Annotated in this window: 21 protein-coding genes and 2 pseudogenes; 12 read left to right on the top strand and 11 right to left on the bottom strand. The window is 70.9% G+C overall.

Going from position 1 to position 23,457, the window contains the following annotated elements; all coding sequences use genetic code 11:
• Nucleotides 1-26 precede the first annotated feature (26 nt).
• The 3 genes from JCO01S_RS06515 to JCO01S_RS06505 are packed head-to-tail and all read right to left on the bottom strand — an operon-like array spanning nt 27 to nt 2,145.
• Nucleotides 27-830 (bottom strand): DUF881 domain-containing protein, encoded by an 804-nt coding sequence (locus JCO01S_RS06515; RefSeq protein WP_068252570.1) that lies wholly within the window; start codon nt 828-830, stop codon nt 27-29.
• Nucleotides 827-1,159 (bottom strand): small basic family protein, encoded by a 333-nt coding sequence (locus tag JCO01S_RS06510; RefSeq protein ID WP_068252566.1) that lies wholly within the window; start codon nt 1,157-1,159, stop codon nt 827-829. Before JCO01S_RS06510 ends, JCO01S_RS06515 begins: the two co-directional genes overlap by 4 nt.
• A complete protein-coding gene (locus JCO01S_RS06505; RefSeq protein WP_068252563.1) occupies nt 1,156-2,145 on the bottom strand; it encodes a DUF881 domain-containing protein in 990 nt (329 codons plus the stop codon). Before JCO01S_RS06505 ends, JCO01S_RS06510 begins: the two co-directional genes overlap by 4 nt.
• 41 nt (nt 2,146-2,186) lie before the next feature.
• Between JCO01S_RS06505 and JCO01S_RS06500 the strand changes: the two genes are divergently transcribed.
• From JCO01S_RS06500 to nhaA, 6 genes are all read left to right on the top strand, one after another.
• Nucleotides 2,187-3,317 carry a MalY/PatB family protein gene (locus tag JCO01S_RS06500; RefSeq protein ID WP_068252560.1) on the top strand — a complete coding sequence of 377 codons (1,131 nt, stop codon included), beginning with the start codon at nt 2,187-2,189 and terminating at the stop codon, nt 3,315-3,317.
• Nucleotides 3,318-3,446: 129 nt separating this feature from the next.
• Nucleotides 3,447-3,965: a diaminobutyrate acetyltransferase gene (gene ectA, locus JCO01S_RS06495; protein WP_084342699.1), complete on the top strand. Its 519-nt coding sequence runs from the start codon at nt 3,447-3,449 to the stop codon at nt 3,963-3,965.
• A gap of 53 nt (nt 3,966-4,018) precedes the next feature.
• A complete protein-coding gene (gene ectB / locus JCO01S_RS06490; RefSeq protein WP_068252553.1) occupies nt 4,019-5,311 on the top strand; it encodes a diaminobutyrate--2-oxoglutarate transaminase in 1,293 nt (430 codons plus the stop codon).
• Between the two features lie 32 nt (nt 5,312-5,343).
• The gene (locus tag JCO01S_RS06485) at nt 5,344-5,736 is read left to right on the top strand and encodes an ectoine synthase (RefSeq protein WP_068252550.1); all 393 of its coding nucleotides are present in this window, start codon (nt 5,344-5,346) and stop codon (nt 5,734-5,736) included.
• A gap of 199 nt (nt 5,737-5,935) precedes the next feature.
• Complete coding sequence (locus JCO01S_RS06480; protein WP_068252547.1) at nt 5,936-7,366, top strand: MFS transporter; 1,431 nt, start codon at nt 5,936-5,938, stop codon at nt 7,364-7,366.
• A gap of 96 nt (nt 7,367-7,462) precedes the next feature.
• A complete protein-coding gene (nhaA, locus tag JCO01S_RS06475) occupies nt 7,463-8,734 on the top strand; it encodes a Na+/H+ antiporter NhaA (protein ID WP_084342698.1) in 1,272 nt (423 codons plus the stop codon).
• Between the two features lie 19 nt (nt 8,735-8,753).
• On the opposite strand, the gene JCO01S_RS06470 is transcribed toward nhaA, so the two are convergent.
• Complete coding sequence (locus tag JCO01S_RS06470; protein ID WP_245634347.1) at nt 8,754-9,209, bottom strand: FCD domain-containing protein; 456 nt, start codon at nt 9,207-9,209, stop codon at nt 8,754-8,756.
• Here JCO01S_RS06470 and JCO01S_RS06465 point away from each other — a divergent pair.
• The 5 genes and pseudogenes from JCO01S_RS06465 to JCO01S_RS15380 all read left to right on the top strand — a co-directional run bounded on the left by JCO01S_RS06465 (nt 9,208) and on the right by JCO01S_RS15380 (nt 13,446).
• Nucleotides 9,208-10,356, top strand: a complete 1,149-nt coding sequence (locus JCO01S_RS06465; protein WP_169796903.1) for an NRAMP family divalent metal transporter — start codon at nt 9,208-9,210, stop codon at nt 10,354-10,356. The genes JCO01S_RS06470 and JCO01S_RS06465 overlap by 2 nt on opposite strands.
• A gap of 26 nt (nt 10,357-10,382) precedes the next feature.
• On the top strand, nt 10,383-11,162 hold the full coding sequence (locus JCO01S_RS06460; protein ID WP_068252693.1) for a LamB/YcsF family protein: 780 nt from the start codon (nt 10,383-10,385) through the stop codon (nt 11,160-11,162).
• Nucleotides 11,159-11,770, top strand: a complete 612-nt coding sequence (gene pxpB, locus JCO01S_RS06455) for a 5-oxoprolinase subunit PxpB (RefSeq protein WP_068252537.1) — start codon at nt 11,159-11,161, stop codon at nt 11,768-11,770. Before JCO01S_RS06460 ends, pxpB begins: the two co-directional genes overlap by 4 nt.
• Nucleotides 11,767-12,645, top strand: coding sequence for a 5-oxoprolinase subunit C family protein (locus tag JCO01S_RS06450; RefSeq protein ID WP_068252534.1), 879 nt, complete (start codon nt 11,767-11,769; stop codon nt 12,643-12,645). The genes pxpB and JCO01S_RS06450 overlap by 4 nt, the downstream gene beginning before the upstream one ends.
• A 5-nt stretch (nt 12,646-12,650) precedes the next feature.
• Nucleotides 12,651-13,446 (top strand): annotated as a pseudogene (locus JCO01S_RS15380) (putative hydro-lyase).
• Between the two features lie 14 nt (nt 13,447-13,460).
• Here the strand turns inward: JCO01S_RS15380 and JCO01S_RS06440 are convergent.
• Nucleotides 13,461-14,075, bottom strand: coding sequence for a hypothetical protein (locus JCO01S_RS06440; RefSeq protein ID WP_068252530.1), 615 nt, complete (start codon nt 14,073-14,075; stop codon nt 13,461-13,463).
• Between the two features lie 238 nt (nt 14,076-14,313).
• On the opposite strand from JCO01S_RS06440, the gene JCO01S_RS06435 reads away from it, so the two are divergent.
• Nucleotides 14,314-15,570 (top strand): ABC transporter substrate-binding protein, encoded by a 1,257-nt coding sequence (locus tag JCO01S_RS06435; RefSeq protein WP_218002234.1) that lies wholly within the window; start codon nt 14,314-14,316, stop codon nt 15,568-15,570.
• A 142-nt stretch (nt 15,571-15,712) separates the two neighbouring features.
• On the opposite strand, the gene JCO01S_RS06430 is transcribed toward JCO01S_RS06435, so the two are convergent.
• The 6 genes and pseudogenes from JCO01S_RS06430 to JCO01S_RS06405 all read right to left on the bottom strand — a co-directional run bounded on the left by JCO01S_RS06430 (nt 15,713) and on the right by JCO01S_RS06405 (nt 23,240).
• On the bottom strand, nt 15,713-16,450 hold the full coding sequence (locus tag JCO01S_RS06430) for an ABC transporter ATP-binding protein (RefSeq protein ID WP_068252527.1): 738 nt from the start codon (nt 16,448-16,450) through the stop codon (nt 15,713-15,715).
• Complete coding sequence (locus JCO01S_RS06425) at nt 16,443-17,321, bottom strand: ABC transporter ATP-binding protein (RefSeq protein ID WP_084342695.1); 879 nt, start codon at nt 17,319-17,321, stop codon at nt 16,443-16,445. The genes JCO01S_RS06430 and JCO01S_RS06425 overlap by 8 nt, the downstream gene beginning before the upstream one ends.
• Nucleotides 17,308-18,300 (bottom strand): branched-chain amino acid ABC transporter permease, encoded by a 993-nt coding sequence (locus JCO01S_RS06420; protein WP_068252524.1) that lies wholly within the window; start codon nt 18,298-18,300, stop codon nt 17,308-17,310. The genes JCO01S_RS06425 and JCO01S_RS06420 overlap by 14 nt, the downstream gene beginning before the upstream one ends.
• A 21-nt stretch (nt 18,301-18,321) precedes the next feature.
• On the bottom strand, nt 18,322-19,719 hold the full coding sequence (locus JCO01S_RS06415; protein ID WP_245634346.1) for a branched-chain amino acid ABC transporter permease: 1,398 nt from the start codon (nt 19,717-19,719) through the stop codon (nt 18,322-18,324).
• A 117-nt stretch (nt 19,720-19,836) separates the two neighbouring features.
• Nucleotides 19,837-21,850, bottom strand: a pseudogene (locus tag JCO01S_RS06410) (VWA domain-containing protein).
• A complete protein-coding gene (locus tag JCO01S_RS06405) occupies nt 21,840-23,240 on the bottom strand; it encodes a MoxR family ATPase (RefSeq protein WP_068252521.1) in 1,401 nt (466 codons plus the stop codon). Before JCO01S_RS06405 ends, JCO01S_RS06410 begins: the two are co-directional and overlap by 11 nt.
• Nucleotides 23,241-23,457 lie beyond the last annotated feature (217 nt).

Raw genomic sequence — 23,457 nt, 5'->3', positions numbered from 1 at the left:
CGTCTCTTCTCCTCGTCGAGCACAGGTCAGTCGGAGTCGTCGCTCGACTCCGGGACGGGCTGAGCGTAACGAGGCGATGATTTGGAACGCAACGCCCCCACGTTCACCGACTCGAACTGCTCCACCTCGGCGCTGCCGCCCTTGCTGCGCACCGAGGCGGTGACGCCTCCGGGAATCTCCATCGCGGAGCCCATCGTGTGCGCGTCACCGATCGCGGTGATCGTGTAGGGAGGATGCAGCTGGTGCCCGGCGACGACCACTCCCCCGTTGCCGTCGCGGAACCAGGTGTCGGCCACGACGCGCACGTCGCCGATCTGGATGGCCTCCGCCCCCGCGTCCCGCAGCTCCTGCACGGCGTCGAGCACGGTGGCCGAGGTGATCTGCCCATCAGGGTCCTCGATCCTCAGCGTGATGCCGGGCCCGGTCGCGCGCTCGGTGCCGGCGAGGATCCCGAGGGTGTCGGCCCGCTCCTGAGCGGCTCGGATCGCCTCCGGCGAGTCGCCCCCGCCCTCGGCGAGGTCGTCGCGGGTCCGCTCCAGATCCCTCACCTGGTCGTCCAGCCGGTTGCCGGTCTGGGTGACGTCGTCGAGGATCCGCACGAGCTCGTCCTCCCGGAGACTGTCCAGCCCCTGGGTCTGGGTCTGGCGCACCTGGGTGACGATCGCCACCCCGAGCAGCGCCGCGAGCAAGAGCGCGAAGCCGTTGGCGAGCGTGGCCCGCGGGCGGGCGATCCGGTACAGCCGACGCCACGCCCTGCCGGCGGAGCCACCCGGCTTCGTCTGCTCGGTGAAGGCCCGGTGCGGCTCCGGTGGCTCGTCCTTGGTGCTCATGCCTTGAAGAGGTGTCGACGGATGGAGGCGACGTTGGAGAAGATCCGCACGCCGAGGACGACGACGACACCGGTGGACAGCTGCGAGCCCACCCCGAGCTGGTCGCCGAGGAAGACGATGAGCGCCGCGACGACGACGTTGGAGAGGAAGCTGACGACGAAGACCTTGTCGTTGAAGATCCCGTCCAGGGCCGCCCGCACCGCGCCGAAGACCGCGTCGAGCGCGGCGATCACGGCGATGGGCAGGTAGGGCTGGAGCCACACCGGGACATCCGGCTGGAGCACCAGGCCCAGCACGATGCCCAGCACCAGTCCGAGGGCGGGGATCATCGACTCTCCTCTTCGACGGGACGTTCCGGCGGCATGTCCTCACCGGGCGAGACGACCTCCGCGTGCGCGGAGGAGACCTCGTCGGCCCCGGGGAGAGTCATGGTGTCATCGGTCGAGACGGATGCGGGGATGTCGTAGTCCGAGCCGAGCATGTCCAGGTACGCCCCGCCGGGGCCCTCCTCGAAACCCGAGCGCAGTTGCCCGGGGTCACCGATGGCCTCGATGGTGTACGGGCGGGTCAGCGGCCGGAAGTTCACGAGGATCGCCTCACCGGCGAAGCGGATCGCCGAGTGCGCGGTCAGACGCTGGTCGTTGACGGCGATCGCCTCCGCGCCGGCGGCCCACAGCCCGTTGGTGATGATCTGCAGGTCGCCGGACTGCACCCGGCCCTCGTCCGATCCCCCGGTGCGCGGGTCGCCGTCGGCGCTCCCCCCGGCGCCGTCGGCGTCGTCGAGGGTGATGGTCACTCCCGGTCCCTCGACCTCCACCACACCGGTGGTGACGCGCAGCGCCTCCTGGTCCTGCTGGCGCGCCTCGACCTCTCCGGGGGCGATCTTCGAGCCGGCCGCGTCGATCTGGCGCTGCAGGCGGCGGGCCTTCTCGCCCCCTTCGTCCACCGCGGCCTGACGGCTCTGGATCTGCTCGATGAGGTCACCCCGGGTCTGGCTGCGCACGTCCTGCCGGGCCCGCAGGCTCGCCGTGCTGATCCCGATGAGCAGTCCGATGAGGAGCAGGGAGATGAGCAGCAGGGGTCGGCGCGGGCCGGTGGAGCGTGGTTCGCCACGGGCCTCGCGTGCCTTGGCCATGGCCGCGTACCCGGGGTCCAGGGGCCGCTCGAGCATAGACGTCAGCAGCGTCATCGAGGCGTCCTTGCGGCGCTCCGCCCGCGGTAGGCCCGCCTTGTCGCCGTACTCGGCCTCGTCCTCGTCCAGGTCCGCAGGGTCCGGGAGCCCGCGCGACCCGGGCGCGCTCCGGTCCCAGCTCATGGCGACAGCCTAGGTGCTGGGGTCGGTGCGAGAGTGCAGGCATGGAACGACACGTGCTCACCCTCGACGAGACCACCTGCCGACGCCGCACGAGCGTGAAGTGGCGCGCCCACGGGGAGGACGTGCTCCCGATGTGGGTCGCCGAGATGGATGTCCTGCCGGCGCCCTCGGTGGCCGAGGAGATGGAGCGGATCACGCGTGACGGCGACTTCGGCTACCCGGTTCCCGCGGACTACCTGGAGTCGGTGGCCCGGTGGTACCGGGACGCCGGGGCGCCGGCCGACCCGGGACGGATGCGCCTCGTCCCCGACGTCATGACGGGCGTGCAGGCCGCGATCGCCGCGCTCACCGACCCCGGCGATCCCGTCTACGTCACCGTGCCGGTCTACCCGCCCTTCCACTCCGTCGTCAGGGCCGCGGGCCGGCAGCTCGTGGCTGTGCCGCTGACCCCGACCGGGCGCCTGGACGTGCCGGCCCTCAGCCGGCACTTCGCCGGCGACCCGGGGCGGGGCGCGGTGCTGCTGTCCAACCCGCACAACCCCACGGGGACGGTACCCACCGCCACCGAGCTGGCCTCGCTGGCCGAGACCGCCCGGACCCACGGCGTCGGGATCATCAGCGACGAGGTGCATGCTCCGCTCGTGCTGCCGGGGGCGAGCTTCACCTCCATCACCGCGATCCCCGCCGCCGAGCGGGCGCTGGCGGTGTTGTCGGCGGCGAAGGGGTGGAACCTCGCCGGCCTCAAGGCGGCGGCCGTGCTGGCCGGTCCCGGTTCGGCGGGCTCCCTCACCGGGGTGCCGGAGGACCTCGGCCACCACGCCAGCCACGTCGCGATGCGGGTGCAGAGCGCGGCCCTGGACGACGGCCGGGACTGGCTCGCGGACCTCGTGGCGGACCTCGACGCCAACCGGAGCCTGTTGCAGGAGCTGCTGGCCGATCTGCCCAGCGCGCTCTGGAGCCCGGGCGAGGCCACGTACCTCGCCTGGCTGGACCTGCGTGGGACCGGTCTCGGCGAGGACCCCGCCGCCGCGCTGCTGGGGCGCGGCCGCCTCGCCCTGAACAGCGGCCTCCCCTTCGGCGCCGGTGAGGGCTTCGCCCGGCTGAACTTCGCCGCCTCCCCCGAGGTGCTGCAGGAGGGAGTGCGCCGGCTCGCATCGGTCGCGGGGGCGTGACCGGGGTCGTCCCGGACGGCGGGTGTCACGGATCACGATGTGGCCAATTCCGCCGCATGGCGAGGCGTTCGGGCCCGATCCCACGGGGGCTGACTTGATTCGTGCGCTGGTCACGTTAAGTTGAAACAGGTGACCGCTGAGCCAGACAAGACCCAATCGACCTCCCAGCAGTCCCGCTTCACACTGCGTCAGCCGACCATCGAGGATGGCGGTTCGATGTGGCGCGTGGCCCGGGACTCCCAGACCCTGGACCTGAACACGTCCTACGCCTACCTGCTGTGGGCCCGTGACTTCGCGACCACGAGCGTGGTCGTCGAGGACGAAGGGGGCTCGGTCGTCGGCTTCGTCAGCGGCTACCTCCGCCCCGACGCCCCGCACACCCTCATGGTGTGGCAGGTCGCCGTCGACGCCGACCAGCGCGGCCACGGCCTCGCCGGCCGGATGCTCGACCACCTGGCGGACACCGTCCCCGGCGTGACCAGCCTGGAGACGACGATCACGGCGGACAACACCGCCTCACGCGCGCTCTTCTCCGGTTTCGCCCGGGGCCGCGGTGCGGGGCACGAGGAGATCGACCTCTTCCTTGCGGGGCACTTCCCCGACGAGGGCCACGACCCGGAGGTGCTGCACCGCATCGGACCCTTCTGACCCGCAACCCCGACACGCCACCCCCACGACTTCACGGAGGAAGGACCCCTCTCATGAGCAACCCCGACACACAGATCTTCACCACCCGCGAGTCCGAGGTACGCAGCTACTGCCGGAACTGGCCGGTCGTCTTCGACACCTCGAGCGGCCCGTACCAGTGGACCGAGGACGGCGAGCGCTACATCGACTTCTTCTCGGGCGCCGGTGCCCTGAACTACGGGCACAACAACCCGGTCCTCAAGGAGGCCCTCCTGGAGTACCTGGCCAGGGACGGGGTCACCCACTCGATGGACATGTACACCGTCGCCAAGCGCGACTTCCTCGAGACCTTCACCGAGCTGATCCTCGCGCCGCGCGGGATGACCCACAAGATCCAGTTCCCCGGCCCGACCGGCACCAATGCCGTCGAGACCGCGCTCAAGACCGCCCGCAAGGCGACCGGCCGAGAGGACATCGTCTCCTTCACCAATGCCTTCCACGGCATGACGCTCGGCGCGCTGGCGGTGACCGGCAACTCCTTCAAGCGCGGCGGCGCCGGCACCCCGCTGTACCACGCGACGGCTGCGCCCTACGACGACTACATCGACGGCGAGACCTCCGACTTCGCCTGGCTGAAGCGCATCTGGGCCGACAGCAGCTCCGGCCACGCCCTGCCGGCCGCGGTCATCGTCGAGACCGTCCAGGGCGAGGGCGGCCTCAACGCCGCCCGCGGCCAGTGGCTCAAGGAGCTGCAGGAGCTGTGCCGTGAGCACAAGGTCCTGCTCATCATCGACGACGTCCAGGCCGGCTGCGGCCGGACCGGCAAGTTCTTCTCCTTCGAGGAGTACGGCCTCGACCCGGACATCATCACGATCAGCAAGTCCATCTCCGGTTACGGGCTGCCGATGGCGCTGACGCTCATCAAGCCGGAGATCGACGACTGGGAGCCGGGCGAGCACAACGGCACCTTCCGCGGCCACAACCCCGCGTTCGTCACCGGCACCAAGGCGCTGCGCACCTTCTGGGCCGACGACGAGCTGGAGAAGAACGTCGCCGCCCGTTCCGAGCAGCAGCACGCCCGCCTCGAGCTCATCGCCGGCCTCGCCGAGGGCAGCCAGGTGCGTGGTCGCGGCCTGCTCTCCGGAGTCGCCTTCCGCGACCTCGACGCGGCCGACCAGATCGCCGCCGCCGCCTTCGAGCGGGGGCTGATGATCGAGACCTCCGGTTCCTCCGACGAGGTCATCAAGGTCATGCCGCCGCTGACCATCACCGAGGAGCAGCTCGCCGAGGGCCTCGACGCCCTCGAGGACGCGGCCCGGGAGGTCCTCGGCGCGCCCGCGCGCGAGGGCGCTACCGTCTCCGCGTGACCACCACCATCGACATCTGAGGAGGACACCGCATGAAGGTTGTCAACGTCAACGACCTGGACGGCACCGAGGACGACGTCATCCACGGCAACTGGCAGAGCCGCCGGATGGTCCTGGCCCGGGACAGGGTCGGCTTCAGCTTTCACATCACGGTCCTGAAGGAGGGCACGTCCTCGGACTTCTGGTACGCCAACCACGTCGAGGCCGTGTACGTGTACCAGGGCAAGGGCACCCTGACCGACCGCGACACCGGTGAGACGTACGAGCTGAAGCCGGGCGTCATGTACATGCTCGACGACGCCGACAAGCACACCGTGACCGTCGAGGAGGAGATCCACTGCGCGTGCGTCTTCAATCCGCCGGTGACCGGTCGCGAGGTCCACGACGAGAACGGCGTCTACCCGCTGCTCACCGAGGACGACTGAGCCGCCGCGAGCGATCGTTGACCTGACGAAGGGGGTGGGCCGTCGCCCACCCCCTTCGTGCTGCCCGGCGCCGTCCGGGACGGAGGATCCTGCGCCCGGAATTCATCCGGCGTTTCCGGGTGCGTGGCCCGATCCCCGGACGTACCGTGGCTGGGCTCACGCGGGACCCGACGCTGTCACCGACATCCCAGGAGGGGACATGAGTACGTCCGCACCGAAGGACGAGTTCGACGAAGCCCAGCCGTACCCGACAGGTGAGATCCCCTTCGCGGATCTACCGGACCGCAAGACCATCAAGCAGGCGGTCGCCGCCTCATCCCTGGGAAATGCCACCGAGTGGTACGACTACGGCGCCTACGCGGTCGTCGCCGGATACATCGGGACCCACTTCTTCCCCGGCGAGTACGCGACCCTGCTGACGCTGGCCACGCTGGCGGTCTCCTTCGTCGCGCGGCCCTTCGGTGGCTTCTTCTGGGGCCCTCTCGGCGACAAGCTGGGCCGCAAGGGCGTCCTGGCCCTGACGATCCTCATCATGTCCGGGTCGACCTTCTGCATCGGGCTGCTCCCCACGCACGAGCAGATCGGCCTGTGGGCGCCCGCCCTGCTGATCCTGCTGCGCCTCATCCAGGGCTTCTCCACCGGTGGTGAGTACGGCGGCGCGGCGACCTTCATGGCCGAGTACGCGCCGGACAAGCGCCGAGGTCTCTACGGCAGCTTCCTCGAGTTCGGCACCCTGGCGGGTTACGCCCTCGGCACCGTCGTCGTCCTGCTCCTCGAGCTCGGCATCGGCAGCGAGGCCATGACCGACTGGGGCTGGCGCGTCCCGTTCTTCGTCGCCGGTCCGCTCGGCGCGATCGGTCTCTACCTGCGGTCGCGCATGGACGAGACCCCCGTGTACCAGGAGATCGAGGACGAGGGAGAGTCCGAGGCCTCCGCCTGGGGGGACCTGAAGGAGCTGATCCAGACCTACTGGCGCCCGATCCTGACCATGGCCGGTCTCGTCATCCCGCTGAACATCATCAACTACACGCTGCTGGTGTACATGCCGACCTATCTCGAGACGAAGATCGAGATGGACGAGACGCCCGCACTGCTCGTCATCGTCATCGGCGAGGTCGCGATGATGGCGCTGCTGCCCTTCTGCGGCCACCTCTCCGACGTCATCGGGCGCCGCAAGATGTGGTGGACCTCGATGATCGGCCTGTTCGTGATGTCGGTGCCGATGTACTACCTCATCGGGACCAGCTTCACCGGCGCGCTCATCGGCTTCGCCGTGCTGGGCCTGCTCTACATCCCGCAGCTGTCGACGATCTCGGCGACCTTCCCGGCGATGTTCCCCACCCAGGTGCGCTTCGCCGGCTTCGCCGTGACCTACAACGTCTTCACGGCGATCTTCGGTGGGACGGCGGCGCCGCTGAACGAGAAGGTCGTCTCGGCCACCGGCTTCCTGCAGTTCCCCGCGGTGTACCTGATGTTCGGCTGCCTCTTCGGCATGGCGGCGCTGCTCTTCATGAAGGAGACGGCCGGCGCCTCGCTGCACGGCACCGACATCCCCGAGTCGGAGCCGGAGGACTACGGCACCGACGTCATCGAGCTCGAGGCCAGGGCACTGGACGCCTGCGGGCGCTGACCCACCCGGCACCTCCGCGAAGGGGGGGGGCGTGCCCGGCCGTCGACGTGGCCGGGCACGCCCCCTTCGTACGGCGGCTGTGGACCAGGCCATACAGTGTCGAGTGTGTCTGACCCCAAACGTGTTCGCCCGGCTCCCCACCAGATCTGGCGGGGAGTGCGTGAGTCCGCCCGAAGTGATGCCTTCGGCGGCCTCCTCCTCGTCGGCGCCGCGGTGGTCGCCCTGGTCGTGGCCAACACGCCGGCGTCCGGGCTCTACACCTCGGTGCGGGACGCGCAGGTGGCCATCCCCGCACTGCACCTGGACCTGACGGTCGGCCAGTGGGCCTCCGACGGTCTGCTCGCGATCTTCTTCTTCGTCGTCGGTCTCGAGCTGAAGGAGGAGTTCGTCGCCGGGAAGCTGCGCAACCCCAAGAAGGCGGCCGTGCCGATCGCCGCCGCCTTCGGGGGCGTGGCGATGCCGGCCATCATCTACGGACTCATCGTCGTGCTGTCCGGCCAGTCCGATGGGCTGCGCGGCTGGGCGATCCCGACGGCGACCGACATCGCCTTCGCGGTGGCAGTCCTGGCGATCGTCGGGCGCGGGCTGCCGACGGCGCTGCGGATCTTCCTGCTCACCCTGGCGATCGTCGACGACCTCATCGCGATCACGATCATCGCGATCTTCTACACCGAACAGCTGCACCTGGTCTACCTGCTGCTGGCGATCGTGCCGCTGGCGCTCTTCGCGCTGCTCACCCGCCGCGGCATCACGTCCTGGTGGCTCCTCTTCCCCCTCGGCATGATCACCTGGTGGCTCGTGCACTCCTCGGGCATCCACGCCACCATCGCCGGCGTGCTCCTCGGCTTCATGCCGCCCGTCGCCGCCACCGCGAGTGCGCACGTGCGGGTCGTCCTCGACGACGGCGAGCCGGCCTACGAGGGGATCGTCGCCCACCTGGCCGACCAGTGGGGCATCTTCTCCACCCTCGTGGCCGTCCCGGTCTTCGCCTTCTTCTCCGCCGGCGTCGTCGTGGGCGGCGTCGCGGGGCTCGGGAAGGCGCTGACCGACCCGATCACCCTGGGCATCGTCGCCGGACTCGTCGTGGGCAAGCCGATCGGCATCGTCGGAACCGCCTTCCTCCTGGACCGGCTGCCCGCCTTCCAGCTCGACGAGACCCTCGGCTGGGGGGACATGCTCGGCCTGGGCTTCGTGGCCGGTGTCGGTTTCACCGTCTCGCTGCTCGTCGGAGAGCTCGCCTTCGGCCCCCAGAGCGTCGCGGACGAGCACGTGAAGATCGGGGTGCTCCTCGGCTCCTTCGTCGCCGCGATCGTCGGCGGCCTCGTCTGCGCCCGGCGCGCCAGGGCCCGCCAGGCGGTCGCGGGTTAGTCGGACCGACCCCAGGGTCTCAGCCGGCGAGGGAGTCCATGGCCCGTAGCAGCTGGGCCTCGGCGATGTCGAGGTAGTGCGCGAGCGCCGCCCGGGCCTCCTCGTAGCGCTCGTCCTCCAGGAGCCGCAACAGCTTCTGGTTCTCCGCGAGGTAGGGCGCGTGGAACGCGTGCGGGTCGGCCATGACGCTGAAGACCAGCCGCATCTCGGCCAGCACCTGCTCCATGGTCTCGTCCAGCCGTCGGCTCCCCGCGAGGGCCCCGAGCTCGCGGTGGAAGTGCATGTTCGCCGACCCCAGGGCCGGCCAGGCCCGCTGGGTCACCGCCCGCTCCCCCTCCGCGGTCGCGTCGCGCAGGCCCTGCAGGTCCGGACTGCTCCAGGAACCGGCCCCGGACACCACGTCCACATCGGCCGCGGCCCCGTCGAGGATCGCCGGCACGGGGAAGGGAGCCCTCCTCGGCGCGATCTTCCTCATGGCCACCAGCGCCATCGGCCCCGGCTTCATCACCCAGACGACGGTGTTCACCAACCAGCTCGGCGCGGCGATGGCCTTCGCGATCCTCATCTCCGTCGTCGTCGACATCGGCGTGCAGCTGAACGTCTGGCGCGTCATCGGCATCACGGGGCTGCGTGCCCAGGACCTGGCCAACACGGTCCTCCCCGGGCTGGGGTACGTCCTGACGGCACTCGTCGTCTTCGGCGGGCTCGTCTTCAACATCGGGAACATCGGGGGCACCGCCCTCGGGGCCAACGCGATGCTGGGGGTCGACGCCAAGATCGGCGGTGCAGTCTCCGCCCTCATCGCCGTGGCCATCTTCCTCAGCAAGCGGGCCGGCGTAGCCATGGATCGCATCGTCGTCGTCCTCGGTGTCGCGATGATCGCCATGGTCTCCTGGGTCGCGTTCACCTCGAACCCGCCGGTCGGTGACGCACTCAAGCAGACCGTCGTGCCCGAGCAGGTCGACTTCCTCATCATCGTCACCCTGATCGGCGGCAGCGTCGGCGGCTACATCACCTACGCGGGCGCCCACCGGCTCGTCGACTCCGGGATCACCGGCCCGGACGAGGTCGAGTCGATCAGCCGCGGCTCGGTGACGGCGGTCGTCGTCGCGGGCATCATGCGCGTCGCGCTCTTCCTGGCGATCCTCGGCGTCGTCGCGGGTGGCTTCGAGCTGGCCAAGGACCACCCCACCGCATCGGCCTTCGAGCACGCGCTCGGCCATGCCGGTGTCGTCGTCTTCGGGGTCATCCTGTGGGCGGCGAGCATCACGAGCGTCATCGGGGCCTCCTACACCTCGGTCTCCTTCCTGGCCACCTTCACCCCGTGGCTGACCCGCTACCGCAACTGGCTCGTCGTCGGCTTCATCCTCGTCTCGACGCTCATCTTCGTCAGCGTCGACCAGACGCCGGTGACGCTGCTCATCCTCGCCGGGGCGCTCAACGGCCTCATCCTGCCGGTCGGTCTCGGCATCATCCTGTGGGTGGCGTTGCGCCGGCGGGACCTGCTCGGCGGTTACCGCTACCCGATCTGGCTGGGAGTGGTAGGACTGGCCATCTGGGTGCTCTCGCTGTACCTGGGGTGGGAGTCCCTCGCCGGCATCACGGACCTGTGGCAGCAGTGACCCAGCAGACCAAGGAGGGACCGGCCATGACCATCGACCTCAACGCGGACCTCGGCGAGAGCTACGGCCGCTGGACCCTCGGTGACGACGACGCGATGCTCGGCGTGGTCACGAGTGCCAACGTCGCCTGCGGCTTCCACGCCGGGGACGCCTCGGTGCTGCGCCGCTCCTGCGAGGGGGCCGCCGCCCGCGGCGTCTCGGTCGGTGCCCAGGTCGGCTACAACGACCTCGCCGGGTTCGGGCGCCGGTACATCGACATGGTGCCCGAGGAGCTGACCGCGGACATCATCTACCAGATCGGGGCGTTGGAGGGCCTGGCCCGGGCCAGCGGCACGAGCGTCCGCTACGTCAAGCCCCACGGGGCCCTCTACAACACGATCGTGCACCACGAGGAGCAGGCCGCGGCGGTCGTGTCCGCCGTCCTCGCCTACGACCCCACGCTGCCGGTCCTCGGCCTGCCGGGCTCGGCCTGGCTGCGGCAGGCCGGGGAGGCGGGTCTGGCCACGGTGCAGGAGGCCTTCGCGGACCGCGCATACACCCCCGAGGGGACACTGGTCTCCCGGCACGAGCCCGAAGCCGTGCTGCACGACCCCGAGGTCATCGCGCAGCGGTGCGTGCGCATGGCCCGGGAGGGCGTCGTCGAGGCCGTCGACGGCAGCACCGTCCCGGCGCCCGCCGAGTCGCTCTGCGTGCACGGCGACAGCCCCGGTGCGGTGGAGATCGCCCAGCACGTCCGGGCCGCCCTCGAGCAGGCCGGGGTGCGCATCACCCCCTTCGCCCCCGAGCGGGGACCGGGGTCGCGATGAGGACGCTGCCGTGCGGCGACAGTGGGCTGCTCGTCGAGCTGAGCGACCTCGACGCGGTCCTCGCGCTCTACGCGGCGCTCGTCGACGACCCGCCCGAAGGAGTCCTCGACATGCTGCCGGCCGCACGCACGCTGCTGCTGCGGATCGACCCGCGCGTCACCGATCCGAGCGCGCTGACCCGCGCGGTGCAGCAGACCTCCCACGGTCGGGCGCGTCGCGCCTCCGGCCGGGAGGTGGAGCTGCCCGTGATCTACGACGGCGAGGACCTGGCCGAGGTCGGCCGGATCACCGGGCTCGGTGAGCGCGGCGTCGTCGAGGCGCACACCGCCGGGGAGTGGACGGTCGCCTTCTGCGGCTTCGCCCCCGGCTTCGGCTACCTCGTGAGCGAGGACGAGTGCCTGCACGTGCCACGAAGGGAGTCCCCCCGGACCAGGGTGCCGGCCGGGTCGATCGGCCTGGCGGGCGAGTTCACCGGGGTCTACCCTCGCGAGTCCCCGGGAGGCTGGCAGCTCATCGGACGCACCTCGGCCCGGGTCTGGGACCTGGAGCGGGATCCCCCCGCCCTGCTGGTGCCGGGCACCAGGGTGCGCTTCGTGGAGGACTCGTGACACGGCCCACCCGCCGCCTCGAGGTGCTCGCCGCCGGGCCGCTCGCCACGGTGCAGGACCTGGGCAGACCCGGCCTGGCGGCACTCGGCGTCGGGCTCTCCGGGGCCGCCGACACCGCGTCGTTGCGCCTGGCCAACCGCCTCCTCGGCAACGACGAGGGCGCGGCCGCGCTCGAGGCCACGCTCGGCGGGCTGGAGGTCCGGGCCCACGGTGGCATGTTCATGGCCGTCACCGGCGCTCCGGCGGCCATGACGATCGAGGGCACCCCGGTCGGCCACGCCTCCGTGTGCTGGGTTCCCAACGGTGCCCGGGTGCGGCTGGAGCCGCCCGGGAGTGGCCTGCGCAGCTACCTGGCGGTACGCGGCGGTATCGGTGTCGACCGGGTGCTCGGCTCGCGCTCCACCGACACCCTCGCCGGACTGGGACCCGAGCCCCTCTCCCCCGGACGGCAGCTGCCCGTGGGCCGGCCCCCGGCGGGCGACCCACTCGTGGACCGTGCTCCCGTGGCTCCCCCGACGACTGGTCCCGTACGGCTGCGCGTGCGGCTCGGTCCGCGGGAGGACTGGTTCGACGGGGACTCGCTGCGGGCACTCCTCGCGGAGCCGTGGGAGGTCACCTCGGAGAGCGACCGCGTCGGCATGCGGCTCTCGGGGCCCGTCCTCCGGCGGAGCCGGGACGGGGAGCTGCCCAGCGAGGGCATGACCCTCGGAGCGCTCCAGGTACCGCCGTCCGGTCGGCCCACGCTCTTCCTCGCCGACCATCCGGTCACCGGGGGCTACCCCGTCATCGCCGTCGTCCTCTCACGCGACGTCCCGCTCGCTGCCCAGGCACGGCCCGGGCAGCGGATCCACTTCACGTCCCGGGAAGGGAGCTGATCGTCATGAGCGCGCTGCCGGAGCAACCGGACCTGCTGTCACCGAGCGAGGCACGCGAGCACTTCCGTGCCGGGCTGGGCGCCCCGACATCGGGATGGTGCGCAGGCTGGACCCAGGCCAACCTCATCGCGGTGCCCCGCGAGCACGCCTACGACGTGCTCCTCTTCGCCCAGCGCAACCCCAAGTCCTGCCCCGTGCTGGACGTCGGCGAGCCGGGCGAGGTCGCCACCGGGATCTTCGCCGGGGACCTGCGCACGGACCTGCCGGGGTACCGGATCTACGAGCACGGGCGGCTCACGGCGGAGGTCGACGACGTGCGCGACGTGTGGCGCGAGGACCTCGTCGCCTTCCTCATCGGCTGCAGCTTCACCTTCGAGGACCCGCTGCTCGAGGCCGGTGTGCCCGTCCGGCACATCGAGGCCGGCAGCAACGTGCCGATGTACCGGACGAGCCGGGACTGCCGCCCGGCCGGTGCGCTCTCGGGACCGCTCGTGGTCTCCATGCGACCGGTCCCCGCCGAGCAGGTCGCCACTGCGGTGCGGGTGACCTCCCGCTACCCAGCCGTGCACGGGGCGCCGGTCCACGTCGGCGACCCGACAGAGCTGGGCATCGAGGACCTGGCGGCACCGGACTTCGGCGACCCGGTCACGGTCCGGCCGGGAGAGGTACCCGTCTTCTGGGCCTGCGGGGTGACGCCCCAGGCGGCGGTGATGGCCTCACGGCCCCCCCTTCGCCATCGGCCACGCGCCGGGGATGATGGCCGTCACCGACGCGAGGGACAGCGAGTACGTCGTCCCCTGAGGTCCCGGCGACGATCAGTTGCCGTTGCCCTGACCACCGCCGCGGGTGACGGTGACGGTGTTCGTCTTCGGTGGCGCGCTCTTGGTCACGGTCTGGGTGATGGTCTCCGCCGGTGCCGTCGTGGTCACCGTGCTCTGACCACCCCCGCCGGTCTTCGTCACCGTCCGGGTGACCTGGTCGGTGACGGTCTGCGCCTCGCCCGGCACCGTCACCGTGGTGGCCTCACCGGCGACGGTCTGCGTCTCCGTCTCGGTGGCCGTGGCCGTGGCCGTGCTGGTGTCGGTGCTCGTCTCGGGCGGGGCCGTCGTCGTCGTGGTGTCGGTGCTCGTCTCCGTCGTCGTGTCCGCCTGCGGCGGCAGGAGACCACCTTGCGGCTTGGCGACGCCGTAGCCGACGAGGATGCCGATGAGCGCCAGCGCGATGGCGCCGACGACCACGCCGAACCAGAGGCCCTTGAGGTTCAGGCCCTTGTAGTAGCCGGGAGGCCCGGTGGTCGCGTTGCCCTTCTCGTCGACCCAGAAGTCCCAGCCGAGGGGCGCCTCGGGCAGGTCCCGGTCCGGTCGCCAGCCCTTGGGTGGGGTCCATCCCTCAGGCACCGTCCAGTCCGGAGGCGGGTTGAAGTAGGCCATCCACCCTTCCTTGTCTGGTCACGTGCGTGGGCCCTTCATACTGACACGTCCGACGTCTCCTGCCCCAACCACCATGCCGGTCTCGTCCCCGCCAAGGTCTCAAGCCGGTCACGGCTCCTGTCGCCGGGATCCGCCGGGGTCCCTCAGGTGCTAGGTTCACCGGATCATTCGCACCGTCCGCGCCCTCCCGGCATCCTGCCGGGTCCCGGTGACCGGGCGTCACGTCAAAGGAGACCGTATGCGAATCGGCATGCGCACGAAGGCCCTCGGCCTCACGGTGGCCGGGATGCTGGCCCTCTCGGCATGTGGTGGGGGGAGCGGCGACGGCGGCGATGGTGGCGGCTCCAGCGAGCCGCTCCAGCTCGGGTACGTCCTGCCCGAGACCGGGCAGCTGGCCTTCCTCGGGCCCCCTCAGGTGCAGGCCACCAAGTACGCCATGAGCGAGATCAACGACGCCGGCGGCGTGCTCGGCAAGAAGCTGCCCCCGGTGGTGAGCGGCGACGAGGCCGACACCGCGGCGGTGGCCTCCCAGTCCGCCGAGCGGGTGCTGGGCGAGGACGTGGATGCCATCATCGGGGCGGCCGCCTCGGGCATGTCCCTGGCCATCATCGACAAGGTCACCGGGGCCCAGGTCGTCCAGTGCTCGGGCTCGAACACGGCGCCCACCTTCACCGGCTACGAGGACGACGGCTACTACTTCCGCACGGCTCCCTCGGACGCCATGCAGGGGCCGGTCCTGGCCGACACGATCATCGCCGACGGCTACAGCAATGTCGCGATCGTCGCCCGGGCCGATGACTACGGCAAGGGCCTGGCGAAGGCCACGGCGGACGCGCTGGAGAGCTCCGGCGCGACGGTGGCGACGCAGGAGATGTACGACCCCAAGTCCACCAACTTCGACGCGGTGGTGCAGAAGACCGTCTCCAGCGACCCCGACGCCGTCGTGCTCATCGCCTTCGAGGAGGGCAAGCAGGTCCTCTCGGGACTCGTCGAGTCCGGTCTGACCACGGACGAGGTCGGGATCTACGGGGCGGACGGCCTGCGCAGCGAGGAGCTGCCGGAGCTGGTCTCCCCCAAGGACCCGAGCGTCCTGGACGGCATGAAGGGCACGGCGCCCGCCTCGTCGGCGAACAAGGACTTCGTCAAGGAGCTCAAGGGCTTCGCCCCCAAGCTGAAGGAGACCCAGTTCGCGCCGCAGGTCTTCGACTGCGTGAACATCATCGCGCTCGCGGCCGAGCAGGCCGACAGCACCGACCCGACGGACTTCAAGAAGGAGGTCGTCGGCGTCACCCGCGAGGGCACCGAGTGCGCCACCTTCAAGGAGTGCAAGGGCCTGATCAAGGACGGCAAGGACATCAACTACCAGGGCAAGAGCGGCCCGCTGGACTTCGTCGACGACGGCGAGCCCGGGGCGGCCTCGATCGAGGTCTACGGCTTCAACAAGAAGGGTGACCTCAACACGATCTCCACCGAGCAGGTCAAGGCCCAGGAGTAGCTGCGCGAGTGCCCCGGAGTGGACCCCGCGAGAGGAGGAGGTGGGGGCGCCGCCCTTGGACTACGGCCGCGGGCGGCCTACGTCCTGAGTCGGGCGGACCCCCACCTCCTCTCCCGCGGAGCCGACCCACCCCGGGGCCTGCTCAGATCTTGGCGAGCGTGCCCAGGTAGAGCTCGATGACCTTGGGGTCGTTCAGGAGCTCCTCGCCGGTGCCCTCGTAGGCGTTCCGGCCCTGGTCCAGCACGTACCCACGGTGGGCGATCTCGAGGCACTTGGACGCGTTCTGCTCGACCATGAGGATCGAGACCCCGGACTGGTTGATGGTGCGGACGGACTCGAAGACGGTGTCCTGCATCATCGGGGACAGGCCCGCCGAGGGCTCGTCGAGGAAGAGGACCGTCGGGTCGGTCATCAGGGCCCGGCCCATGGCCACGACCTGTCGCTCGCCGCCGGAGAGCGAACCGCACTTCTGCGAGCGACGGTCGGAGACGAGCGGGAAGAGGTCGCTGACGGCGGCATAGCGGGTGCGGAACTCCTTGGGCCGCAGGTAGATCCCCATCTCGAGATTCTCCTCGACGGTCAGTGAGGGGAAGACGTTGTCGTTCTGGGGGACGTAACCCAGCCCCTCGGAGACCAGCGCGTGCGCCGGGAGCGCGGTGATGTCCTTCTCCCCCAGCATCACCCGGCCCGAGCGGACCGGGACGAGGCCGAACATCGCCTTGATGAGCGTGGACTTGCCCGCGCCGTTCGGGCCGATGACGCCCACGAGCTCGCCCTTCCCCACGTGCCCGGTGCAGCCGCGCAGGATGTCCACCTCCGGGATGTAGCCCGCCACGAGGTCGACGGCGGCCAGTACGGGGGTGGTGTCGGTGTCAGTCATCCTCGGTCTCCTCCTCCTGCGGGGGCAGGCTGCGGTGGGCACCGAGGTAGGCCTCGATGACCGCCTCGTCCCGTCGGATGTCCTCGGGGCGTCCCTCGGCGATGAGTCGTCCCTGGGCGAACGTGGCGATCCAGTCGCTGATGCCCATGACGACGTCCATGTCGTGCTCGACGAGCACGATCGTCATCCCCTCGTCGCGCAGCGCCTGGATGTGGCCCAGCAACGACTGGGTCAGGGCCGGATTCACCCCGGCCATCGGTTCGTCCAGCATGATCATCGTGGGCTCGACCATGAGCGCCCGGGCCATCTCCAGGAGCTTGCGCTGGCCACCGGACATCGTCCCCGCGAACTCGTCGCGCATGTGCGCCAGGTTGAAGCGCTCCAGCAGCTCATCGGCGCGGGCCGAGATCTCCGCCTCCTGCCGCTTCCACATCGGCTTGACGAGAGCCGGGAGGAAGCGCTCCCCGCGCTGTCCCGTCGCCCCGAGCATGAGGTTCTCGTGGGCCGTGAGCCGGGTCAACGCCTTGGTCAGCTGGAAGGTGCGCACCATCCCGGTGCGGGCAACCCGGTGGGCCGGGAGCGTCGTGATGTCGCTGCCCCGGAAGCTCCACCGGCCCGATTCGGGGCGGTCGAAGCCGGAGACGACGTTGAAGAAGGTGGACTTGCCCGCGCCGTTGGGCCCGATGAGCGAGGTGATCGTGCCCCGCTGGATCTCCAGGTGGTCCACGTCCACGGCGCGCAGGCCGCCGAAGCTGCGCACGACGTCGTCCGCGACGAAGATCGCGTCCGGCTTGGCCACGCCCGGCTCCGGGCGCACGTCGACGAGGCGGCCGACCCCCTTCGCCGCCGGTGCCTGCTCACTTGACGTCAAGGCGCAGCTCCTTCTGGTTGCCGAGGATCCCGGCCGGTCGGTACACCATCAGCAGCACGAGGGCGAGCCCGACGACGATGAACCGGGCAGCACCGACGTCGCCGCTGTCCAGGACCTCGGGAGAGATCAGCCCGGACGCGGTGGCCCCGCGCAGGAAGCTGTCGAGGAAGGTCAGCAGGAACCAGAAGATGACCGACCCGAGCACCGGCCCCAGGACGCGGCTGGCGCCACCGAGGATGACGATCGTGTAGAGGTAGAAGGTCACCTTCGGGTCGTAGCTGTCCGGCTGGACCGACTGGACGCTGATCGCCATGAGCACGCCGGCGAGGGCACCGAGCACACCACCGAGGACGAGGCTCTGGAGCTTGAAGCCGTACGCGCTCTTGCCCAGGCTGCGGGCTGCCAGCTCGTCCTCGCGCACCGAGCGGAGCACCCGGCCCCAGGGGCTGGACATGAGCAGCAGCACCATGAGGCAACTGAGGGCGACGAGGCTCCAGCCGACCGTCATCACCCACAGCGAGCGGTGGTCGAAGGTGACCTGACCCCACCCGTAGCTGCCCGGCGGGTACGGGTTGAGCTCGAAGAACTCCCCGGCGAACTGCCGCAGCCCGTACACGCCGCCGGTGATCGGCTCCAGCGTGCTGGACCGGTAGACGTAGCGCAGCACCTCCGCCGCCGCGATGGTGGCGATCGCCAGGTAGTCCCCCCGCAGCCGCAGCGTGGGCAGTCCGAGGACGAGCGCCAGGAGCACTGCGCAGGCGAGGCCCACGAGCAGTCCCACCCAGAGGGACCACCCGAAGGTCACCACCGAGACCGCCGCCCCGTAGGCACCGACGAGCATGAAGCCCACCTGCCCGAAGTTCAGCAGACCGGTGTACCCGAAGTGGATGTTCAGCCCGACCGCGGCCAGGGCGAAGTAGGCCGCCTCGGGGCCGATCATGCCCTGGACGGCGTTGCCGAAGATGCTGGGCCAGTCCATCTCTCTCCTTGCCTCCCCCGGTCAACCCACGCGCTGCGCGCGGCCGAGGATCCCCTGGGGGCGGACGAGCAGGACGATGATCAGGGCGAGCAGCGCCCACGCGTTCTGCAGCTCGGTGGGGAACCACAGCGTGGACAGCTGGGCGACCAGGCCGACGACGAGGCTGCCGACGACGGCCCCGAAGGCGCTGCCGAGCCCGCCGAGGATCACGCCGGCGAACATCAGCAGCAGCAGGTTGAAGCCCATGTCCCAGTACACCGCCGTGGTCAGCCCGTAGAAGACGCCGCCGAGCGCGGCCAGTCCCCCGCCGAGGATCCACACGAGCAGGATCACCCGGTCCACGTTGATCCCCGATGACTCCGCCAGGTCGCGGTTGTCGCTGAGGGCACGCATCGCCTTGCCGATCCGGGTGCGTTGGAGCATCAGCGCCACGCAGAGGATGACGACGATCGCGATGACGGTCACCGTCAGGTCGCGCGGGGTGATCGAGACCGGCCCGAGGGCCATCTCCCCCTGCAGCCCGTACTGGTCGTACTGCTGGCGGCCTCCCCCGTAGAGCACGAGGAGCAGGTGACGCAGCAGCAGGGAGACCCCGATGGAGATGATGAACATCTGGATCAGGCCCGTCCCCCGCTTGCGAAGGGGGCGCCACAGCCCGCGTTCGAGCACCCCGCCGGAGGCGCCGCCGATGATGATGGCGAGCACGGCGGCGAGGACGAGTGGCAGGTCGACGGGGCCCGAGGAGAAGAAGAAGGCGGCGATCGCACCGAGCGCCACGAGCTCACCGTGGGCGAAGTTGATCAGTCCCGTCGTGCCGAAGACGAGCGAGAGGCCCACCGAGGTGATCGCGATGATGGTGCCGTACTTGATGCCCTCGACGACCAGCTGCAGGAAGCGCCCCGCGAAGCCGGATCCCTCCTGGGCCGGTGGGGCCGGCGCGTCGGCGCCGCCCGTGTCGGCGGTGGAGTCCTCCGTGGAGCTCGAGGATGTCTCGCTGGCCGCCTCCGGGTCCTGCTGCTTCGCGCTCGCCGCGATGAGCGGGAAGATCACCGTCGAGGCACGTCCGCTGCGCACCTGCACGTCCGAGAGGGTCGCTCCTCCCTTGTCCCGCGGCTGCATCCCCTTCGGGATGGTCGCCACGTCGAGGGTGACCGTGTAGGTGCCCGGCCCGGGGACGTCGACCCGCCAGGCACCGTCGGCATCGGTCTTCGCGCTGCCGACCTCCTTGCCCTTGGCGGCGACACTCAGTGCAGCGCCCTCGACCGGCTCCCGGTCCGGACCGCGCAGCGTGCCCTGGATGGCCTCTCCCTCGGCCTCGGTCACCGTGCTCGGTGCCGTCATCGTGCTCGCCAGGGCAGCCGGGGTCACCAACAGGGTCAGCAGCAGTGCCGTGAAGGCCACCACGAGGCGGGAGCGCACGGATCGGCCTCCGGAAGACGTCGTTGTCGGATCGGAGGGAGCATAGCCGGACGGGGATGCCCGGGGCCGGCGTGCGCGTCGATGACATCCGACTGTGACCTTCCGGGCGGGTGCTCCTCAGCCGTCGAACCAGAACCCGCGGCCGCCGAACCAATCGTCATACCCACCGGGCGGCCGCCCCGGCTGTCTGGAGCCGAGGTAGGACCCGAGCACCGCGGCGCCGAGGTCGTCCAGCTCGGGGGCGACGACGGTCCCGTCCGCCCTGCGGGCGAGGCTGTCGATGAAGCGGGCCAGGCCGGGGTCCTCCCCCAGCCGGAAGAAGGTCGTCCGGGCGCCGAGCCGCGCGAGGGCGTCGAGCTCGCGGACGGTGAGCGCGATGGTCAGCGGGTGTGGCGGGTAGTCGAAGAAGGTCTCGCCGTGGGGCTCCAGGTGGGCGGTCGGCTCACCGTCGGTGACGATGAGCAGGACCGGCTGCGCGTTCGGGTGCCTGCGGAAGTGACGCTGCGCGAGCAGCAGCGCATGGTGGAGGTTGGTGCCCTTGTCCCAGAAGGCGTCGAGCTCGGTGAGCTCCTCGATCTCCATCGCCCTGGCGTTCCGGCCGAAGCCGATCAGCTGCAGGTCGTCCCCGCGGAAGCGGCTGCGGATCAGGGTGTGCAGCGCCAGTGCGGTGCGCTTCATGGGGACCCACCGTCCGTCCATCGCCATCGAGAAGGAGGTGTCGACGAGCAGGGCGACCGCCGCCTGGGTACGCGCCTCGGTCTCGTTGACCTCGATGTCGTCGGTCGTGATGAGGCGGCTTCCCCCTTCGCCCGCCCGCCGACGGACGCCATTGAGGATGGTGCGGGGGATGTCCCAGGGCTCGGTGTCGCCGAAGGCCCACGGTCGGGTCGCGCCGGAGCGTTCGCCGGCGGCGCCGGCCTGGCGCAGGTCGCGCTGCCCCTGGCGACCGGACATGCGCCGGGCGATGTCGCGCAGGAGCGAGCGGCCGAGCTGCCGCATCGCCTTGGGGGTGAGCCGCAGCTGCCCGCGGGAGTCGCTCCGGACCGATCCGCTGCTGCGGAGTGCCTGCTCGAGGTCTCGCAGGGCTCGCACGTCGACGGCCGCCTCGTCGCCGAGCTGACGGGCGAGCTCGTCGAGGTCGATGTCCTCGAGCCGTGCGCCCCCGTAGGTCTGGGAGACCTGCTCGCCGAGGGCGTCCAACGCTGCCAGGTCCTGCAGGACGCCGGTACCGTCGCCGAGGCCGATCCCCTGCTCGCCGCCGAACTGCTCGGACCCGCTCCAGTCCTCACCCGGCCGCAGCGTCTGCAGGTTGCCGTCGAGGCGCCCCAACGACTCCATCAGCTCTGGTGAGCCGAAGGCCTGCGCGGATAGCTGCATGAGCTCTTCGCGCTGCTCGGGGGTCATCGAGTTCAGCATCCGCTGCGCGGCGGACGCCCGCCTCGCCAGGGTGTCGATGAGCTCCTCGACGTCCTTGGGCCCCTCGGGGAAGAAGTCCCCGTGCTCGGCCATGAAGTCCTCGAAGTCCTGCGGGGTGTCCTCCCCCCGCTGGTGCTTCTCCAGCAGATCGTTGAGGTCGGCGAGCATGTCGGCCACGGCCGCCCGGTCCGCGTCGGTGGCGTCCTCGAGGGCCTGCTTCATCCCGGCGAAGCGCTGGTCGAGGACCTCGCGGCCGAGCAGGTCCTTGATCCGCTCGTAGTCCTCCCGCGCCCGCGTGGACTGCCACGGGTAGTCCGCGAGGTCGTGGACCGCCGCGGCCGTGGAGTCCGGGAGCCCCTCGAGACGCATCTCGGCGAAGGCACGCTCGGTGTCGTCGAGGTGCACGTCGCGCGCCAGCTGGCCGCGTTCCTCGAGGACGGCCCGGTCGAGCAGCTCGCGGACCTCTCGCAGCGTGCCGTCGAGGTCGTGTCGCGCCAGCAGCTCCCGACGCTTCTCGTGGATCTGCCGGGAGAGGACGTCCAGCCCGGGGCGACCGTTGCTGCCGCGCCGGAGCAGCTCCTGCAGGGCGCGCTCCGGCGAGGACCCCCCCCATGACCCGCTCGCCGATCGAGTCCAGCGCCTCGGCGATGTCGACGGGCGGCGCCAGCGGGTCGCCCCCGTCATAGCGCCGGAAGCGGCTGCGGCTAGTGGCCATACACGGTTTCGCCTCCCGCGGTGTCCTTGCCGACCTTGCGGGCGAGGTAGAGGCCCTCGAGCGCGAGCTCGGCGGCCGCGGCGCGTTCACCCTCGGACCCGGCGGAGAGCCGTTCGAAGAGGTCCTCGTAGACGGTGGCCTCCGCGAGCGAAGGGAGCCCCGCCAGGAAGTCGGAGGCGCTCACCTGCTCACCGGTGGCGACCTCGGCGCCCTCCTCGATGGCGGTGACGAGCGGGCCGAAGTCGATGCCGCGCACGAGGTGGCGCACGGTCTCGGCGACCGCGGTGCGCAGCAGGTGCGTGAGGATCTCGTGCTCGCGGCCCTCCTCGCCGCTCTCGAACTCGATCTTGCCGGCGAGGACCTCGACCGCGGTCTCGAGGTCGACGACCCGGGCGACGGCCTCCCCTTCGCCCTGGCGGGCGGCGCGGTGCAGCGCCGAGGCGGCGATCGTCTCGGCGCCGGCGATGGTGAAGCGTGCGCTCACGCCGCTGCGCTGGTCGACCGAGGAGGACTCGCGCAGATTGCGGGTGAAGCGGGCGAGGATCTCCAGCAGGTGGTCGGGGACCTCCGCGGCGAGGTGTGCCTCCTGCCGGGTCACGGCGATCTCGGCCTCGAGCTCGCGCGGGTAGTGGGTGCGGATCTCGGCGCCGAAGCGGTCGCTCAACGGCGTGATGATCCGGCCGCGGTTGGTGTAGTCCTCGGGGTTGGCGCTGGCGAGCACGAGCACGTCGAGGGGCAGACGCAGCACGTAGCCGCGGATCTGGATGTCGCGCTCCTCCATGACGTTGAGCAGCGCGACCTGGATGCGCTCGGCGAGGTCGGGCAGCTCGTTGATCGTCACGATGCCGCGGTGGCTGCGTGGCACGAGGCCGAAGTGGATCGTCTCGGGGTCGCCCAGAGAGCGGCCCTCGGCGACCTTCATCGGGTCGACGTCACCGATGAGGTCGGCGACCGAGGTGTCGGGCGTCGCGAGCTTCTCGACGTAGCGCTCGTCGCGGTGCAGCCAGGTGACCGGCAGGTCCTCCCCGAGCTCGGCGGCCCGCCGGCGGGAGGCGTGGATGATGGGCTCGAAGGGGTGCTCGGCGAGCTCGGAGCCCTCGATGACGGGGGTCCACTCGTCCAGGAGTCCGGCGATGGCCCGCAGCAGGCGCGTCTTGCCCTGGCCGCGCTCGCCGAGCAGGACGATGTCGTGACCGGCGAGCAGGGCCCGCTCGAGCTGCGGGACCACCGTGTCCTCGTAACCGTGGATCCCGGGCCACGGGTCCACCCCCGCCCGCAGCCGCTCCAGGAGGTTGTCGCGCAGCTCGGTGCGCAGCGGCTTGGCAACGTGACCGGCGGCGCGCAGCTCGCCGACGGTCGCGATGGTCGGGGCGGCAGTCGAGGTGCTCACCGTCCCGAGGCTAGTCCTTCGGCGGTGAGGCGGTGCAGCTCGCACGGCAGTCCGGCCGGGACGGGGTGGGAGGGCCCGGTATGCCGCGGCCGTTGCGCGCGAAGGGGGATGAACTGCCGCACGACATGCCGACCCGAGATGCGCCGCAGGTCCACTCCGGACACGACGAAGGCCCGGAAACCCTTGGGTTTCCGGGCCTCTCACTCGGTCGGGCTGA

This window comes from Janibacter corallicola NBRC 107790, assembly GCF_001570965.1.
Taxonomy (GTDB): domain Bacteria; phylum Actinomycetota; class Actinomycetes; order Actinomycetales; family Dermatophilaceae; genus Janibacter; species Janibacter corallicola.
This window is presented reverse-complemented; position numbering and strand designations above follow the sequence as displayed.